The sequence below is a fragment of the Jeotgalibacillus sp. S-D1 genome (assembly GCF_004358665.1).
Lineage (GTDB): Bacteria > Bacillota > Bacilli > Bacillales > Jeotgalibacillaceae > Jeotgalibacillus.
In genome coordinates this window covers 316,826-335,848 of sequence record NZ_SMZR01000002.1, presented here as the reverse complement: position 1 = coordinate 335,848, position 19,023 = coordinate 316,826, and the positions used below count along the sequence as shown (strand labels likewise).

The 19,023-nt window shown below is 39.7% G+C and carries 14 protein-coding genes; 11 read left to right on the top strand and 3 right to left on the bottom strand.

Annotated elements, in window-relative coordinates; genetic code table 11:
- The first annotated feature begins 156 nt into the window (after positions 1-156).
- The 11 genes from E2R51_RS08620 to E2R51_RS08570 all read left to right on the top strand — a co-directional run bounded on the left by E2R51_RS08620 (position 157) and on the right by E2R51_RS08570 (position 12,528).
- On the top strand, positions 157-984 hold the full coding sequence (locus E2R51_RS08620) for a histidine racemase CntK family protein (protein WP_133377069.1): 828 nt from the start codon (positions 157-159) through the stop codon (positions 982-984).
- Positions 985-1,007: 23 nt separating this feature from the next.
- Positions 1,008-1,811 carry a class I SAM-dependent methyltransferase gene (locus E2R51_RS08615; protein WP_133376647.1) on the top strand — a complete coding sequence of 268 codons (804 nt, stop codon included), beginning with the start codon at positions 1,008-1,010 and terminating at the stop codon, positions 1,809-1,811.
- 19 nt (positions 1,812-1,830) lie between these two features.
- Positions 1,831-3,132 carry an opine metallophore biosynthesis dehydrogenase gene (locus E2R51_RS08610; protein WP_133376646.1) on the top strand — a complete coding sequence of 434 codons (1,302 nt, stop codon included), beginning with the start codon at positions 1,831-1,833 and terminating at the stop codon, positions 3,130-3,132.
- 143 nt (positions 3,133-3,275) lie between these two features.
- Positions 3,276-4,880 carry a staphylopine-dependent metal ABC transporter substrate-binding lipoprotein gene (cntA, locus tag E2R51_RS08605; protein ID WP_133376645.1) on the top strand — a complete coding sequence of 535 codons (1,605 nt, stop codon included), beginning with the start codon at positions 3,276-3,278 and terminating at the stop codon, positions 4,878-4,880.
- A 330-nt stretch (positions 4,881-5,210) separates the two neighbouring features.
- Complete coding sequence (gene opp1B / locus E2R51_RS08600; protein WP_133376644.1) at positions 5,211-6,143, top strand: nickel/cobalt ABC transporter permease; 933 nt, start codon at positions 5,211-5,213, stop codon at positions 6,141-6,143.
- The gene (gene cntC, locus E2R51_RS08595) at positions 6,144-7,037 is read left to right on the top strand and encodes a staphylopine uptake ABC transporter permease subunit CntC (RefSeq protein ID WP_133376643.1); all 894 of its coding nucleotides are present in this window, start codon (positions 6,144-6,146) and stop codon (positions 7,035-7,037) included.
- A gap of 2 nt (positions 7,038-7,039) precedes the next feature.
- Positions 7,040-7,864: a staphylopine uptake ABC transporter ATP-binding protein CntD gene (cntD, locus tag E2R51_RS08590; RefSeq protein WP_133376642.1), complete on the top strand. Its 825-nt coding sequence runs from the start codon at positions 7,040-7,042 to the stop codon at positions 7,862-7,864.
- Entirely contained in the window at positions 7,851-8,597 is a 747-nt protein-coding gene (locus tag E2R51_RS08585; RefSeq protein ID WP_133377068.1) for an ABC transporter ATP-binding protein, read from the top strand. The genes cntD and E2R51_RS08585 overlap by 14 nt, the downstream gene beginning before the upstream one ends.
- 49 nt (positions 8,598-8,646) lie before the next feature.
- Entirely contained in the window at positions 8,647-9,825 is a 1,179-nt protein-coding gene (cntE, locus tag E2R51_RS08580) for a staphylopine family metallophore export MFS transporter CntE (protein WP_133376641.1), read from the top strand.
- Between the two features lie 401 nt (positions 9,826-10,226).
- A complete protein-coding gene (locus E2R51_RS08575; RefSeq protein WP_133376640.1) occupies positions 10,227-11,456 on the top strand; it encodes an ATP-grasp domain-containing protein in 1,230 nt (409 codons plus the stop codon).
- A 46-nt stretch (positions 11,457-11,502) separates the two neighbouring features.
- Positions 11,503-12,528, top strand: coding sequence for a YheC/YheD family endospore coat-associated protein (locus E2R51_RS08570; RefSeq protein ID WP_133376639.1), 1,026 nt, complete (start codon positions 11,503-11,505; stop codon positions 12,526-12,528).
- A gap of 300 nt (positions 12,529-12,828) precedes the next feature.
- Here E2R51_RS08570 and E2R51_RS08565 read toward each other — a convergent pair whose 3' ends face one another.
- The 3 genes from E2R51_RS08565 to E2R51_RS08555 all read right to left on the bottom strand — a co-directional run bounded on the left by E2R51_RS08565 (position 12,829) and on the right by E2R51_RS08555 (position 19,002).
- The gene (locus E2R51_RS08565; RefSeq protein WP_133376638.1) at positions 12,829-15,438 is read right to left on the bottom strand and encodes a right-handed parallel beta-helix repeat-containing protein; all 2,610 of its coding nucleotides are present in this window, start codon (positions 15,436-15,438) and stop codon (positions 12,829-12,831) included.
- Positions 15,439-15,900: 462 nt separating this feature from the next.
- Positions 15,901-16,797, bottom strand: a complete 897-nt coding sequence (locus tag E2R51_RS08560) for a phosphotransferase family protein (RefSeq protein ID WP_133376637.1) — start codon at positions 16,795-16,797, stop codon at positions 15,901-15,903.
- Positions 16,798-16,830: 33 nt separating this feature from the next.
- Positions 16,831-19,002, bottom strand: a complete 2,172-nt coding sequence (locus E2R51_RS08555; RefSeq protein WP_240733018.1) for an FUSC family protein — start codon at positions 19,000-19,002, stop codon at positions 16,831-16,833.
- Between the last annotated feature and the right edge of the window lie 21 nt (positions 19,003-19,023).

The window sequence follows — 19,023 nt, the reverse complement described above, 5'->3', positions numbered from 1 at the left end:
CACTACGAGCTTTATTTTCTACATTTCCCGCCCGCAAGCATTTCCAGTATTTCGAAGCCTGAACCAACTATTGACTTTACAAAAGTAAGGAGGTATGGTTTCATTTAGTATGTAAATCGTAATCATTACTATTTATGTTGAATGAGGGTGGTTGTAATCAAGCATGAAGTTGATTTTATAAAATTTAACCCAACACAAAATATGACAATTCTTATTACTACTAACCATCCATCCGAAAGCGATCAGGAAATCGCTTCAAAAATCATGTCCTATGATAACGTCAATGCGGAACAAGTGGGCTTCATAAAAAAACCCAACGGCACGGAGGCTGAAGCCCGTTTAAAAATGGCAGGAGGTGAGTTTTGCGGCAATGCCTGCATGTCATTGGCTGCATTTATTGCAAATGAAAAAGGAGTAAAGGAAAAAAATGAAATACTGTTGGAGGCTTCAGGTACTTCTTCAATCATCTCGTGCCATGTGGAAAGGAATGAAGATAACTTTGACTGTCTGCTCAATATGCCTTTGCCTGAAACGATAGAACCAAGAACGATTGAGTACGAAGGGGAAGAAATGGAAATGACCGTCGTCAGGTATCGTGAATTTTTACATATTGTAATAGAAGTGGATCAATTTAACGAACGGTTGAGGAATAAAATGGAGGCATTAGCAAGATTACTAGGATTAACTCCGGGTGCCAGTTTAATAGGAATATTATTATACAAGTCAACGACCAATGAGATGGCTCCGCTCATGTATGTTCCGGGTCTGGATAGTTTGATATGGGAGAGGGGATGCGGCTCAGGCACAGCCTCCATTGGAGCCGTTCTTGCCTGGAAAAAGAAAGGAATGATTACTGCTGCTATTAAGCAGCCTGGCGGGACTATGAAAGTAGCTGCTGATTATTTTAAAGAGAAGGTAACCTCTCTAACGATTGAAGGTTCCGTAGGTATGGTAGCCAAAGGTAAAGCGTTTATTACTATTTAACGACTAAGTTGAGGTGACTTTAGATGAATGCGACAGAAAATTTTAAGGGTTCCTTACATCCTTTCTCAGAAAAATTTAGTGAATTAACCGAACAATATGATCAGCGTGAAGACAATAGTTCAGACTTAGAAACAGTAATTGATGACTATTCAATGTTTATAACCAATAAGGATAACAGCCGTAAATGGGAACAGTTAGACCAGCAGGAATTCAGCGAAGTGAATCAGCTGGCAGGAGATTTAAGAAGAAAATCCGCCATATGTGTTGGAATAATGGAGAAATATCGTGCCCGTAAACTCTTGGAGGGAAATGAGGAAACGGTTGATTATTTCAGAAATATAGAATCTTGTATTGAAAGAGAATTTGGCAGTTTTCAACTTAATGCGAACTCTAAAGTACTGTTGGTAGGTTCCGGTTCATTTCCGATGACAGCATTGCTTATTGCGAGGAGAACCGGTGCAGAGGTTGTCGGGATTGATATTGATGAAGAAGCTGTTGAGCTCGGACGGCACGTGACAGGGAAGCTTGGAGAAGGACTGAATATCAGATTGGAAGAAACATCAGCAGAGAATCTCGACTCAATCAGGGATGTCACCCACATCATTTTCAGTTCAACGGTTGAAAGCAAGTATGATATTTTAGATCAATTGTTTGCGCTCACAAATGATCAGGTCGTGGTAGCAATGAGATATGGCAATCAGCTGAAATCCTTATTCAATTTCCCTCTCAGGGAAGTGGATGATCGAAAATGGGAGCTGGTGGAACAAATTTTGCGTCCGCAGCACATTTTTGATATTGCGTTATACAAAAAAGCTTCACTTGTTTAGTAGAGAAAAGGAGGAGCATATGAGTGATTTCAAACGAATCCTGCTGGTAGGAACCGGTCCGGCATCAGTCCAGCTGGCCCTAAATATGAAAAAAAACCGGAATTGCTATATCGGAATGGCCGGAAGAAGATCTGTCCGCTCAGAAGATTTTTTTTCCTCTCTTATAGAAAATGACCATCTGATCCGGGTAAGTGTTCAAAATGAAAAGCACCGTTCTATGGAGGGGGAAACCTCTGTTGACCAGGTGTTTTATGGGTACGAAACCATACAGGGTAAATGGGATACCATTATTCTGGCTGTCACAACAGATGCTTATGTTGAAGTAATGAAAAAAATAGCTAATAAGGTTTTACAGCAAGTCAGTTGCATCGTGTTAATTTCCCCGACATTCGGATCAAATAGCTTAATAAGGAATTATATGAAACCCATTAATTCAAATACTGAAATAATTAGTTTTTCAACCTATTTAGGTGATACTCGGTGGATGCATGGAAGTCCTGCTCATCATGTTTTAACAACAGCAGTTAAAAAGAAGGTTTCAATAGGTACGACGCACTTTCCATCAAAGAGTGTAGACTTCCTGCGTGAACGATATGAGCAGTTTGGTCTTAGTTTAGAAGTGATGAACTCTCCAATCGAGGCAGAAACAAGAAATAGTTCTTTATATGTCCATCCAGCCTTATTTATGAATGATTTTTCATTAAATGCAATCTTTGACGGTGCAGAAGCCAAAAAATATGTGTACAAGCTTTATCCGGAAGGGCCAATTACGCAATATTTGATGCGCGATATGCTGGCCCAATGGAAAGAATTGATGAATGTTTTGAAGAAATTAGATATTAAAAGCATCAATTTACTTCAATTTATGGTCGATGATAATTATCCGATAAGGAAGGAAAGTTTATCAAGACATGATATCGAAAACTTCGAACAATTCGATAAGATCCATCAGGAGTATTTATTGTATATACGCTATACCTCATTGTTAATTGATCCATTTTCAGAACCTGATCCGAACGGGCGATACTTTGATTTTTCTGCTGTTCCAATTCGAAAAATCTTTGTTAATCGAGAAGGCGAATTAGATATTCCGAGAATGCCTAAAGAAGATTACTATCGCTTGAAAATCATACAAGGAATTGCTAAGCATTTAAAATCAGATTGTCCAACAATAGATAAATTGATCAGGGCATACGAAAGTAAAATCAATGAAGCTGCTAAGTCTCATAAAAATGAGAAATTGTCTAATGCATTTGCTGTACAAAGCTTTGAGGAAGATTTGAACATGATTTGCAGCGAATTAGGACGAATTAACGTGTAAACGAAGACGAAGCGGGCAAGGATTATTAGAATGCTTAAATCGTAATCATTATGATTTTTTTGGTAAAGCCAAACTCTGTTCTGATTTATCAAGTGAAATTTAAGCTATTTCAAGTTACGAGATAGCTAAGGGAGAGAAATCTGTTGTCAACAAAAAAACTTAAATTAGCCGCTCAGCTGCTTTTGGCTCTGTCTGTCCTGTTAGCCTGCTCTGAAGAGAATTCTGATACTGATTCATCCGATAATCCAGAAGAATTGGTTTATGCAACATCCAAAGATATCAATGACATGAACCCGCATTTATATACAGGGTCCATGCCGGCACAGGGAAAGATATATGAATCATTGGTTGAAAATACAAAAGATGGGATCAAGCCTTTGCTTGCTGAATCATGGGAAGTCTCTGATGATGGCAAAGTCTATACGTTCCATTTAAAAAGGGATGTAAAGTTTCATGATGGAGAACCATTTAACGCTGAAGCTGTGAAACAAAATATTGAAGCAGTTCAAAACAATGCAGAAAAGCATTCCTGGATTAAGTTATCTACCAAAATAGAGAAGGTAAATGCAGTTGATGAACATACTGTGGAGTTAGTACTGTCAGAAGCGTATTATCCGACCTTAATTGAATTGTCAATGACCAGACCTTTTGTATTTTTATCTCCAAAAGATTTTAAAGATGGAGAAACGAAAGATGGGGTAACCGGCTATAACGGTACAGGACCATATGTTCTTACGGAACATAAAACAGATGAATATGCCGTTTTTGAAGCCAATGAAAACTACCGGGAGGGCACTCCTGAAATTAAAAAAATAACATCTAAAGTGCTCCCGGCTGGTGAAACAACTTTTCTGGCTTTACAAAAAGGCGAGGTGGATTTTGTTTTCACAGATGATCGCGGGGCAGACAGTCTTGATGTGGAAGCTATGACTCAGTTAGTGGATTCTGGTGATTATCAGCTTGTTCGAAGCGACCCAGTGAACACAAAAATGATTGTAGCCAATAGCAGTAAGACTGATAGTCCGGTAAGTGACACGGCAATTCGTGAAGCCATTTGGCATGCAATTGACCGGAAAACGATTACTGAAGAGCTTTTAAGCGGAGCAGAATCAGAAGCTCATACATTATTTTCACCTAATGTTGAGTATGCTGATGTCGAGTTGGAAAAACGCGGCTATGATTTAGAAAAAGCGAAGGAGATTTTAGAAGAAGCGGGATGGAAATCAGGGAATGGAACGGGGAATAGAACCAAAGATGGTCAGGAATTAACGATGAATCTTTATTATGACAGCAATTCACCCTTCCAGAAAATACAAGCTGAATTTATCCAGGCTTCTGTAAAAGAGATAGGGCTCCAACTGGAGATTATCGGTGAAGAATCTACTTCAATTGCTAACAGAAGAGCGACTGGTGAATATGATCTGCTGTTTAATCAAACATGGGGATTAGCTTATGACCCGCAGAGTACAATTTCTGCTTTCACGTCGGATTCTTCGTATTACCATACGACAAGCGGGATCTCGAATTCCGACGAACTCTACAGGAAAGTTGAAGAGGTTATGGTATCTACAGATGAAAAAACGAGAAAATCTTTATATGCAGATATTTTAACGACGGTTCATGAAGAAGCAGTCTTTATTCCAATTTCTAATGGCAGTGTTACAGTCGTAGCTCCAGATAACCTAACAGGAATTTCATTTAAGCAGACACAATTTGAACTGCCGTTTGAGCAAATGAGCTTTGAATAAGATGTAAAAAGGATAGGATAAAACGAAGAAATTGTAGAAGTTTCTAAAGGAGACCGGTTCATTTCCGCTGCAGGCGGCGCTTTCCGCGGGGCGGGGGTGAGCCATTTTGATGCTGCGCATCTTCAGCGTCTCACCTCTCCCGCTACATCCCGCCGGAGTCGCCACCTTCCACTGCAATGAACCTGCGTTTTTGCTGCTTTTTGGGTAATCAAAAAAAGTCAATGGTCCTGTATGGATAATTAGAATGCTCTCATGAAAGTTTGTCGCGATTTTATCCAGCCCTCTTTTTAACAGGTGATTGAGTGTATTTCTGCAGAAAGGAGATTTTCTATGGCAAGCTATATCCTGAGAAGGATCCTTATAATGATTCCTTTGCTTATCATCATTTCATTTGTAACGTTTGTTTTGATTAATCTTTCTCCCTTAGATCCCGCTGAAGTGGTACTGCAATCGCAGGGTGTCCCCCAAATCACTGATCAATTAATTGCTGAAACGAAAGAAGAGTTTGGGATGGACAAACCTTTTCTCGTTCAGTACTTTCACTGGTTTATAAGCTGCTTACAATTAGATTTTGGTCATTCGTATGTTACGGGGAAACCGGTATGGTCATTAATTGGTCCGGCTTTTCTAAATACATTAAAGCTAACAGTCGTGTCATCAGTGGCTATTATTGCCTTGTCCATATTGCTGGGGGTTATTTGTGCGGTGAGAGAAGGAAAAATGATAGACAAATCAATCAGAGGGGTTTCATTTTTTTTAACAGCGATGCCCTCCTATTGGCTTGCATCCTTAATGATCTTGTACATCTCAGTCAAATTAAACCTATTGCCTACAAGCGGCATGAATTCGTTTAAGAGTTATATTTTACCGGTGGCGATTATCACCATCAGTTATGCAGGAATCTACTTTCGAAATGTAAGAACTTCCATGATCAACAACTTAAATGAAGATTATGTTCTCTATGGGAGGGCTTGCGGGCTGTCGGAAAAGAAAATTACGATTCATATTTTAAGAAATTCTCTGCAGGTGGCTATTTCAATCTTTGGCATGGCTGTTCCCATCATTTTAGGAAGTACCGTTGTAATAGAAAATGTTTTTGCGTGGCCCGGGTTAGGAAGTTTGAGTATTCAAGCCATTTTGAGCAGAGATTTCCCCATCATTCAAGCCTATGTACTTGTACTAGCGACAGCGTTTGTCATTTTTAATACGCTTTCTGACATTGTAAATGCTGTGATGAATCCTAAATTGAGGAGCAATCTTTAAATGAAATTCTTGAAGAGTATAAGCCAGGATAAAATAGCTGCCATCTCCTTCATTGTGATTGTCCTAACGATGATCATTGGAACTTTTGCTCCTTTGTTTTCTCCTCATGATCCAAATGGCGTGAATATGGGTCTTCGATACGCGCCACCCTCCTTAGAGTTTCTGCTGGGAAATGATCATTTGGGAAGATGTATTTTGTCCAGAATTATTTTTGGCATTCGTCCCAGTATCCTTTGGGTTTTAGGTGCATTAGTCATTTCAGTTTTAATTGGAGCTGTTTTAGGGTTTTTGGCGGGGTATTTTAGAGGAAAAGTTGATGCTATCATTATGAGAATTTGTGACATTATGCTGTCATTTCCAGGATACGTGATGACCTTAGCGATTATTGGAATTTTGGGAATTGGTCTAGGAAATATATTAATTGCCTTTATTATAGTGAAATGGGCGTGGTTTGCCCGGGTTATCAGAACTTCGGTCATGCAATATTCCGAATTGGAGTATGTAAAATTTGCAAAGTCGGTTGGAATTAGCAATCTAACAATCATTCGTAAACATCTAATTCCGGTTACCTTTGCCGATATTGCAGTCATTTCAAGCAGCTCAATCGGGTCAATGATTTTACAAATTTCAGGGTTTTCATTTCTTGGTTTAGGGATACAGGCACCGAATGCTGAATGGGGAATGATGTTAAATGAGGCAAGGGGCGTAATGTTCACCAGTCCTGAGCTAATGTTAGCACCGGGTTTAGCTATTATTCTTGTTGTGTCAGCTTTCAATTTTTTAGCTGATTCACTCCAAATCATTTTAAATCCTAAATTATCGCGCACAATAAAACCAAAGAAAAATTCCCCGTTTTCAAAAATCAAGAATCAGGAAAAAGAGGTGGCCGGCTGACAATGAATCTATTAGAAGTTAACAACTTAAAGGTATGGGATGTTAACACCGGAAAGGAAATTATTGTTAATAGCTCCTTTCATTTAAAGCAAAATAGCTGTCTGGCTATAGTCGGGGAAAGCGGCAGCGGAAAATCAGTTACGTGCAGGGCGATTATGAAATTAAATAAGTCTTACCTCCGTCAATCTGGAGAAATTCTGTTTAAAGGAAAAAACATACACGATCTTTCTGAAAAAGAAATGAGAAAGAAAAGGGGAAAAAACTTATGTATGATCCTTCAGAACGGCATGAGTGCATTTGATCCTTCGTGTGTAATTGGCATTCATTTGAGAGAAACCCTGGCTGAGCATTTTAATTGGAGTAAAAAAGAAATGTCAGGGCGAATGAAAAGCGCGATGGAAAGTGTCATGTTAAAAAACCCTTTAGAAATAATGAATAAATATCCTCACCAGTTATCAGGGGGAATGCTGCAGCGAATTATGATTGCTTTAGCGATTGTCTTAGAGCCTGATATTATCATTGCAGATGAACCAACCACAGCCTTGGATGCCATCTCACAGTATGAGGTCATTGAACAATTTAAGAAATTGCGGGAAAGATTAGGCTGTTCAATGATTTTTATTTCTCATGATTTAGCGGTTGTAAAGAACATTGCTGATGAAGTTCTGGTGATGAAAGATGGAGAAATAGTTGAGAGAGGCAAGACGGCAGAAGTTTTCTCAGAACCACAGCATGACTACACCAAGTATTTAGTCTCTACCAGACAGGTTCTCAGCAATCATTTTAACAGAATAATGGAGGGTGAGGCGGTTGTTGTTAACAGTTGATGGTGTGGAAAAATCCTACAAAAAAGGCGGAATGTTTTCAACCAAAAGCCAGCTCGTTTTAAAGAGTATTAGCTTTGAATGTAAGGATGGGGAGTGCCTCGGTATTATCGGGGAAAGCGGCAGCGGAAAATCCACCCTGGGACGTTTGATACTGGGGATTGAAAAGCCTGATCAAGGAAAAGTATTGTTTGATGGAAAAAGTGTTGAGGACAGGAATATTAGAGCTGGTAGTATTAGTGCTGTTTTCCAGGACTATAAATCTTCTATAAATCCATTTTTTACTGTTGAAGACGCCATTATGGAACCCTTAACGAATAGTTTTAAAGATGATAAAGAAAACCAATTCAGGGTTGATACACTGCTAAATCAAGTTGGCTTAACACCTGCCTTTAAAAACAAGTATCCTCATGAGTTATCAGGAGGAGAGGTGCAGAGGGTGTGTATTGCAAGAGCCATCTCAATTGAACCCAGCTGCATCGTGCTGGATGAAGCGATCAGCTCATTGGATGTATCTGTTCAGATGCAAATCTTGACCTTATTAAAAAAGCTGAAAGGAATCTACAATATGAGCTACATTTTTATCACGCATGATCTGCAGGCGGCAGCCTATCTATGCGACAGAGTCATTATTTTTAAAGAGGGTCAAATTGAAGAAACAGTCAGTATTGAACAGTTAAAGGATGTTCAATCCGATTATGCAAAGAAATTATTGCAATCGTTGATCACGTTTTGACGGACTGCTTAATCTAACGAAACTGTACAGGTTTGGAGGAAAAAAGATTGTGACTGGAGCTATGTCTTGGCATTTTCTGCGGTTGTATTTGCTGGTGCTTCTTTATTTTAGCGCCAATTCGATTCTGAATGTGATTATCCCATTACAAGGGGAAGCGTTGGGAGCATCGAATACAACAATCGGGCTAATTATGGGAGCCTATTTGTTTACAACGATGTTTTTCAGACCGTGGGCAGGTCAAATTATTCAAAAGTACGGACCGGTAAAAATACTGCGCATCATCCTTATTATCAATGGATTTGCTTTAATCTTATACACGGTAACCGGACTTGGCGGCTTTCTTGCTGCCCGCATGTTGCAAGGAGTATCAACAGCTTTTTTTTCAATGGCACTTCAAATTGGAATTATTGATGCATTGCCAGAGAAAGATCGATCTCAGGGAATATCACTTTATTCGTTATTTTCATATATCCCCGGAATTATTGGTCCTTTATTGGCTTTGGGTATTTGGCAAGAAGGAATGGGGTATTTTGCGGTCGTTATGATAGCAATTGCCATTTTAACCGGGGTTTTTGGTTACAGTGCCAAAATGGATAGATCAGAAACGAAAGATTCTGCAAAAAGTGCTGAGTCCAGTGGAAATATGTTTAACTCATTTAGTCAATTAGTAATAAATCCTCATTTATTTAAATGCAGTGTACTGATGCTGGTTGGTTCGGTTGTATTTGGCGCAATTACGATCTTTATCCCGCTGTATGCTGAACAGGTGAAAGGTGGAAATGCTGGGATCTTTCTCATGTTATTGGCTGTGACTGTTGTTCTTTCACGTTTTACTTTACGAAAAAAAATCCCTTCAGATGGAAAGTGGCATTCTTCATTTATGATGGGGACAATGATCCTTTTAGCGGCAGGGGCGCAATGTGTAAGTTTTGCACTAAGTGGCGGCGTTCTTGTTTTTTATCTAGGTGCCGTTTTAATGGGGATCGCTCAGGCAATTCTCTACCCGACTTTAACCACGTACTTAAGTTTTGTTTTGCCTCAGATGAATCGAAATGTGCTGCTTGGTTTGTTTATAGCAATGGCTGATTTAGGCGTCTCGCTGGGCGGTGTGATGATGGGGCCGCTGGCTGATCTTTTCTCCTATTCCGTTATGTATATGATTTGCGCTGTTTTGGGTGTGATGATGTTCTTCTTTGCCTATGACCGGCGCAAGATTTTTGTTGGATAAAGCCCTTTGTTAGCCGGATGAAAAAATTGAATATAGATAAAAAGTGACCAAAAGATAAGATCCTTTGGTCACTTTTTGTTGTGTTTTTTATCAATGGAGATGTCCAGTGATTTTTAGGTGGCTGATTTTGAAAATAGATTTCCCTGAAAAAATAGTTAAATTTATACTTTTTCACATTTATCTTAAGTAAATAGGGTTTATTTTCCAATATATATGAGTGAAACTATAATTTTTAATAATTAATAACTATTATTGTACTAGTAAATAAATTAGTTTCCAGAGAATAACGCTGAAACCCAAACTACCATGGAATAAACTGTGTGCACAATCTTCAACGATTTGGAATATTTTAAAAAGACTGCAAAGTTATAAGACGCATGGAAGGACGATGAAAATAGTTTATGGAAACAATTATATTTATTGATAGCAATAAATCTGGTTCCAGCAGAGAGGCAATAAGAGCCGCTTACAACCTCGGTTTTTTTACCGTTTTATTAACCCCCAGAGAGCGCTTCATTAAAAACAGAACGGATTTCCCTGATGTACATCATATGATTCTTACTGACATAACTGATTTTCAAGCAATCAAAAATAAGATTACAATTCTGACTCAACAAGGGAAAAAAATAGCAGCGATATTGAGTTTTATCGATCCCTTCGTTCATGTCGCAGCCAAGTTGAGCAATGAGCTGGGTATTACTTCTTTTTCGTCAAAACCTTACGAGATCATGGAAAATAAACGTTTAACACGAGAACATTTACAGGGGCTATCTGTGTCCCCAAAATTCACCATATTTTCCAAGGATGACTCTTTAAATGCGTTTCTAGTGGATAATAAAGAACGATTCCCACTCATTGTCAAATCAGCTGTCTCAACCGGCTCGAAGGATGTGCTGTTTGTTGAAAATAAAGCTCAGTTGGAGAAATCACTAGATGCATTGTTTTCGAAAGGATACGAGGAAGTTTTAATAGAAGAATACCTAAAAGGTCCGCAATATTTAATTGAAGCTTGTGTGTTTAATGGGGAGGTTCATGTTGTAGCGGTCATTCAGCAGGAAATAACATTTGCTCAACGTTTTATTGTTACAGGTTATTGTGTACTTGAAAATCTGGATGTTGAATTTTCAAATGGTATCTATCAAACGGTAAATTCTATCATTAATGCATTTCAATTGAAAAATGGCTCCTGTCACCTTGAAATGAGATTAGTAAATGGAAACTGGAAACTCATTGAAATCAATCCTCGTATTTCGGGTGGAGCAATGAATAGAATAATAGAAGTAGCATATGGCATAAATTTAGTAGAAGAAACAATTAAAATTGCGCTGGGACAAAAACCAAATCTAGAAAAGAAGCATCGTAAGTTTGTTTATGCCCACTATTTGACAAGCTATGAAACAGGGACATTAATAAAAGTAACCGGCAAGAACCGCTGCGCTATGATGCCTGGAATAGAAGAGGTCTTCATTAAGCCGAAAAAAGGTAGTTTTCTGCATCCTCCTTTGTCCATGGGGGACCGATGCGGCTATATTATTTCAGCCGCTGATTCCAAAAGTGAAGCCATTCGTCTTGCGAACGAAGCTGCAAAAGTCATCAGGTTTTATATAGAACCATATATACAGCCACTTTAAAAATTTAAGAAAAAAATCAATTATTTTAGCTGGAGGCTGAACACAAATGACCCTGATTGGGATGCTGCATCATCGTGCTGACCCTCGAAAAGTAAATCGCGCTTATACTTTTTCAGTGGTGGCAAAAGCTGAAGGTGTGGATTTCTTCTATTTCACACCAGGTAATGTAGATGTTGAAGAAAATACGATAAAGGGAAAATATTATGATAATGGGGAGTGGCATGAAAAACTCTACCCATTTCCAGATGTAATCTACAATGCGAGCCCGCCTTTTTCTGAAAAGGCAGAAGCCATTATTGATTATTTGTATGATCGAATTCCTTTTACAAGTCATTCTGTGGGTGATAAGTTCAGTGTTCAAAAGCGCATTGAACAAGGGGGAAAATTTAGCCACCATCTTATCCCTACGAGAGACTTGGATAATGAGGATACATTATTTGATATGCTAGATTTATATCATAATGTTGTCGTAAAACCGATTGCCGGGCATCAAGGTAAGGGGATTTTTCTAATAGAAAAGAAAGATCAAGAAACCTTTCTGGTGAATGAGGGAGGAAATCTTCAAACTTATTCCCGTGAGCAGCTTAGGTATTTGGTGGAAAGCAGAATGAACGAAAATATCTACCTGGTTCAAAAGTTTATTACCTGTTTAACCAAAGCAGGGAATGTATTTGATTTCAGACTGCATGTGCAAAAAGATGGAAAAGGAGAGTGGGTCGTCACAGCCATTTTCCCGCGTATTGGTCCTTTAGAATGTATAACTTCCAATTTAGGAAGTGGCGGTTCAACTGCTTATTTAGAGGATTTTTTACAAAAAGAATTTGAGGATGAGTGGTTTAATATTAAGAAAACACTTGAATATTTTTCAATTAACTTTTCTAAGCACTTTGAATCGCTTTACCATGATGTTTTGTTTGATGAACTGGGTATTGACGTTGGAATCGATAAAAACCACAAAATATGGTTGTTTGAAGTGAATTGGCGGCCAGGGGCTCCGATCATTTATAATTTTGAATTAGACTTAGTAAGAAACTTTATCCATTACGCAAAGTATTTAAGTGAAATTAAATAGATAGAGGATATTTAAGTGTTCGGGTTTTTATCGATCATGTTTTCACATTGGTCGTACAGTGTTTGGGATATTTCAATCATGTTCCACAATATATCGGTCAGTCTTAGACATTTTTCATTCTCCGTGCAATCATTCGCTTTTTATCGATTAAGTTTCCTGCTATGTGGAACAAAAGTCCATATTTATCACTAATGTCCATATTTTATCGTTCTGCTTCAACAAAAAGGTGACCTCAAGTTAAAAACTTTTGGTCACTTTTGTTGTGTTAAAGGAATATTGAACAATTCTATAGGTGCGATATTACTGGGCAATTAAGCCAAACGGTTTAAATAAAGCCCTTGTACCAATGTTTCTCCATGTTACGGTTCCGTCTGTTACAGTAGAGCCCGCAGTTGTTGGAAAGGCAGGAGGAGTTGCGCCTGACGTTCCGGTATTTTGTGCCTCATACACGTATATGCCATTAAAAATTTTTGATGTTATCGTGTAACTCCTTGATGCCTGCCATGCGTTGTTCGTGCTTATGCCAGCTCTGACGTTAACCCATCCGATATATCCGCCAGCTGTGACATTAGTATTGTAAACGATTTGACCAAGAGAATAGGTCCCTGTTGAAGGCTCAGCCGCCGAACTCAGGGTGAGCACTTTTTTATAAATTTCTAAACTGCCAAAGGCCGGTGCAGGCAGTGACGTAAATCCGACAAAGGAAGTGTCAATTAACACAGCAGAGTAGCCGGCATTGTTTGCACTGCTGCCTTCCAGCACCTTGAATTTTGTACTGTCTGATAAATTCAGTACGGAGTTTTCGATGACAACCTTTCTGGGCTGTTTAATATCGCCCCCTGAACCGTATTTTAATAGAACAACGTTGTTTGCTACTGAAATGTCAAGCAGACAGTCGCGCATATACAATTCATAATTTCTCGGCAGAACTCCTGCATTCAGGGAGTCCTGGGCTCTGTTATCAGCGGAGATAAAAAATGCCGGCTTGGAAAATAGGGGGGTCAGAATGATTCTGCAATCATACAGGGAGGCTTTACTGGTCACACCGCCGATTGTTACGTTATTAACGTATCGGCCGCCAGCTTCCAGATTCGTGTCCTGCAGGGTGCAATTGTGAAACGTCAGACTGCTTGATTTTGTCAGATCGGCCACCTGGAATGTTATATTACAGCTGAAAAATTTACAGTTTTCAAACTCCAAATCGTTATACAGATTTACGCTGTTAAAAGAAACAGATCTGAATATATTATTGTCAATATAGTTGGTGGAACCAATAGGCTTTGTTAAAGCAAAACGATAATGAGAGCCAAAGTTAAAATCCTCAAAGGTATTGTCTGTACATTTTTTGATATTTAAAAGCAGGGTGGTATACGTTGTGCTCAAAGCCCCAACCAGGCTTTTTGTATAGTTTCCGTAAAATTCAATGTTTCCGGTTAAATTCATGCTTTCCAGATAGAATTTGTTATCTTTTATAACAATCATCGTTTTATTAACAGGCTGGAGGGACAAAGATTGGGCGTAAACGACGTTGCTGCTGAAGATAATATGTCTTTCCTGCGTTGCGACACTAGGGGCTAGTGAAAAAGTTCCCTGGTACAGAACATTGCTGTCAATAACAGAACTTGCATTATTGTAGATTCTGATTCCGTTAATTTCACTGAAGATATTACCGGTAACTTTAATATGGTATGCACCAAGCAAGACTCCATTAAAACCGGAAAAGATATGGTTGTTCTCCACTGCTACAAAATTACAGAAGCTGTCTTCAAAGTTTATGGCATATCTTGTGGAGTCTGGGAACAGCGGTACATTTAAACCTGAATCCATCCCGTTATGATAGATCTTATTGTTTTGGATATACGTAAAATCTGCTCCGCCGCTAATGCCGCCTCTATGATTATTATGAATTTCGCAATGGCTTATTTTAATATTGTGGGACTGAGGCTTGGTGATGGCATATTCAATGCTAATGGAAGTCTGGTCAGGTGCCTCATTTCTAAACTGTATTCTGACGTAGGCGGCATCCAAAGGGACCGTCACTGTCTGAAGGTAAACAGCCGTCTTTCTTACAAGTAAAACATCGGCTGCATTGTAAAACAGATACTCAAACGTTTTGTTGGAAATAAGGGGAATGCGCGTGTAGCCGCCTGCTGTTCTCATTTGCAGCTGTTTATGCTCGCCTTGGATGATGGGGAACTTATTTGAAATATAAGCCCCTGGCACGGTCTGAACAATTGTGCCGTTGGCATCCGCCAGACCGGGATAGGCAATTCTGCTGGCAGCGGTCGGGTTTAATATCCACGTCCCGATGTCAGTGGGGTAGGCTCCAATGATAATCCCATCTCCCATGAACATTGACACATTGACGCTTTCTACCGAGCAGAAACGATTGCCCCTGTTAATATTAATCCCATACGTCTGCTCCATTCCTTTCTCGGAATTAAATCCTGAGCCGGTATCTGTGAAACTTCTATTTGGGATGTCGCCGATGATTGTGCCATTTTTCACATGAGCATTTGTACACTCATTGAGCTGGATAAGGCTTCCAGACAGCTTCCATACCGGGTTGGTTGTGGCTTTGTCGAAAGGATTTCTGTTAATCGAATCATATAATACTTCAAAAGTCGATCCATTCATATCGAGCGTTTGGTTGCTGAATAGATTGATTGAAAGTCCTACTTGCTGGTATGGCTCATTTCCAGTTGGCGACGAGTTTGAGTAGCAAAAACTATAGGTGCCTCTTGGAACTATCACATTAAAAAAACCTTGACTATTAGCATAAGCAAGTGCCTGGTTAAACCCGACAACATTGTTATAGGCAATTGTCCACGTGGCTAATGAGTAAGGCGGCTTTCCAAATGACCCCTGTTGAATACCCCATCGTTCCAGCTCTACTACATAATTAGACATTTTTTTCTCCTTTTTTATTGTATGGAAGATAAATGGCTGCTAGTAATCTTCATCTTGAATTCTACTTTTTCTACCTTCCTATTAAATATCTTATGAATGTCTTGAATTAAAAGTACCTTGTTTTGGTGGGCGGCGTGCTTAAATTACGGGCTTTATGAAAACTTTAGCAGGGGCGTGATTCGGTGATTCGGTTTTATCGCATATGATTTTGTATTTATCGCACAAATTTCGGGTTATATCGGTCATAATAGGACATATATCATTCTGAGTGCGACAATTTGCTTTTTATCAAACATGTTTTAACATTTATCGCACATGTTTCGGACTATATCGATCAATTTTCGAAATATATCGTTCAGGGGAGGGACATTGAGGTGTCGTTCCGAGGTTCGATTTTATCGCACATGATTTCTCTTTTATCGTTCTACTCAGTCATACTGCTTCAAACAACCCACATTTCTATCAGAACTCCATCTCCCGCTTAATTTCATCCAGCCCTTCCTGGATCCACGCCTTGTTTCCCTGATTGATTCCCTGGAGTACATACTGTAAATGATCAAATGTAACGAACAGGGAAATTTTCATCAATCGTTCTTTTATATGGATTTCCCCGCTATGGGCCAGCAGCTTGGAGGTGAAATCCATTCCGCAGTCCTCCAGAATATAGAGATATTCGTAGTCTGGATCGCTGATTCTGAGATCTCCAAAATCTATAATTCCCGTAAGGCTGCTGCTTTTAGGATCAACAAGGTAATGATCCGGTGATAAATCAGCATGGATGAGCGCAGGAATGTATTCTTTGTAATGAGGATTTGTGAAATAAGCTTTGAATCTCGAGGAAACATAGTTTTGGGTGCGTTTATCAAGTAGAGGAAAGATCTGCTCCAGGACCACTTTGTGCAATTCCGTGAAAACGGCAGCAGGATCAAATTGGGGGACACCAGCCTGTTTTGCCACATCCACAGGGAACGAACGGACTTCTCTTATACAGCCTGCCAGCTGATCAATGAGATGGTTCTTTTTATCAGCCGGCAGTGCTTCAAACCCCTCTTCTTCTAATATAACGCCGGGCAGCAGGGGATAGCCGGTAAAATAAAAACCGTTTTGCTGCTTTCCAATGTAGGTAAATTGAGGTATAGCTGCTGTAATATGAGGGCTTAAAAGCGGCAGCATAGTTATTTCTTTTTCCAGGTCCACGGAACCTGCTGCGTTTTTAGGAAAACGAAAAACCCAGCTGTCATTGACTTTGAGTGCGACACTCATCTGGCCTTCTCCAAGTATTTCTACCTTGTTTATGGTGAAATCAGGAAAATTTCTTTTGATGTTATTTGTAAAAAACTCCATCGCAGCAGGCTTCATATGAACTCCTCCATGATTTAATAATAGAATGTGCTATTTGGTTTCTGCACCTAATTCCCTTCCTAATTCTTCGATCGATTGATTAATCCGCCATACATAATAAAGGTGGTGAATCAGATCGCGCTGAGACTCGGATCTAATGGGAGCAAGCCGTTCAATTTGTTCGCGTTCATGGTCAAGGCTGTGCATCAGTCCATCGTGTTCGGCCGTTTTCAGCATTCGAATTAAGGTTTCAATATTATGGTCGAGCTTTTCTTCCATATTCTTAAATACGTCTACCAATTCCTCCGGATACTCAAATTTCTTGCGATAAGCAGAAGCAATCAAATGTCTGGCATTGTAATTAATGGCGGTTAAAACGGTATACCACCGGGTCATTTCTTTGTGAGTCGGCGATCCCGGCCGCTGATAAAGGGATTGAGCTTCTTCCCTTATTACCTGGAGCTTTTGAGACAATGCAAACGCACTTTCGGACAGCTCCTTCACATTCACCTCTTCCCTGAAGCTTCTTACATACTCGGTTACATATGGTTTAAGTTCAGTTAAAAACTCATTAATGCTTTCAGCCACTTTTGCTTTTGTTTTCTTCGGAAATACAAACGTAGATACGCCGAGGGCGATCGCAGCTCCAGCGATGGTATCGGTGACGCGTGCAGTGATAAGGGACAAGGTGATCCCGCCAAGTAAGATATCGTACATAAAGGCAAGCATCATCGTAATAAACATGCTCATTAAGGTATAGGAAACGGTAAAAAGGTAGAACGCAAGAAATACCACTAAAAAGATAAGAATTACTTCAATAAAAGATTGACCGGAAAATAGTTTTGCCAGCGCAAAGCCAATTACCGCTCCAATAATTGTTCCGAGCGAACGCTGAAATCCTTTTGTGTAAATTCGGCCGATGGATTCTGTTCCGAGCAAAACAAGAAATGCCGTTAAAAGAACCCAATATGGCTGGGCGGGGGAAATGATTTGACCGATGATAATAGCAAGGATTCCGGCAATTAATGCCTGGTAGGCTTTTTTTGTAGACGGCTTAAGCTTTTTCTCCTTTTCTGCGGGAGGACTCTGCTCTATTTCTTCCTTTTCTTCTTCAGGTTCGTCATCCGGTCTATTTGGCGAATGAAGAGACTGCTGAATCGTAATCGCTCCTTCAATCACGTGGTTGGCAATCGATTCGATCCGCCGTATTAAAAAGACCCATCCTTTAGGCTGTTCTTCCTTGTCCAACAATTCAAGAATGAGCATCCGAAGCATTTGTACTGCTTGTTCCGCCTCTTCTAAATTTTGCTCCTCGTATTGCGGAGCCAGTACCTTTGCATCACGAAGAGATTTCGTTACCCATATCAACAGACGCCTGATTTCATCAATTTCGAGTGCCTCTGCTTTTTTTAGACTTCTCATGGAGTCGGTCAGCGTTTCAATGAGCATGCCGGTATCAAATACGTATAATCTCAGCTGAGCTGGTTTTAGTCCCGGCCACATCTCCTGCACGTCTTCATCTCTGATATAACCGGAGACAATAATTGCATATTCACGGAGCCTCAGTACATTTTTTTGAAGAGATTTTCTCTGCTTTTTTGTCATATCCCTACGCTGCATGCCCTGCAGCAGGAGATTAAATGTCAGATTGCTCTGGTAATGAAAGGAGCGAATGCTTTGCTTCAAGTTTTTCGAGGTCCGTTGAAATAAAATGAAATTCAGCACGTAGGTATAGCCAACTCCAATCCATATGCCCATAAAAAACCAGGGCAGCTGGCTGCTTGACAGGGTCAATACGGAGGACAGGTAAACCATCATAAAAGTAATCATAAAAATAGAAAAATACCGGGATCCGTAACGGGTAAAATAAAAACTGCTAAAAATACTAAGAACCATTAAAATGTCTATATAATAGGCATTGCCTGCCAGGGACGAACCAATGGTGATGCCAATCATGGCAGCGACACCAAGAAGAAGCGTCGTCCGTTTCATCTTTTTCTTCGTATTATCCATCACAATCATAATTCCCAGCATTCCGATCATGCCGGATACAATGGCGGGTGTGATCAGGGTGTGGCCTGTTGCGCGCATGATCAGCAGTGTGGTAAATAATGAAACCATTAAACTGACGGTCGCTCTGGCCGCTTTGTCCAGCCTGATACGGCCGGGGTCAGAAGCTAAAAACCTCCCCATCCAATGCTGTGTAAGTTGAATATATGCCACCTGTATCACCTCATTCTTTGT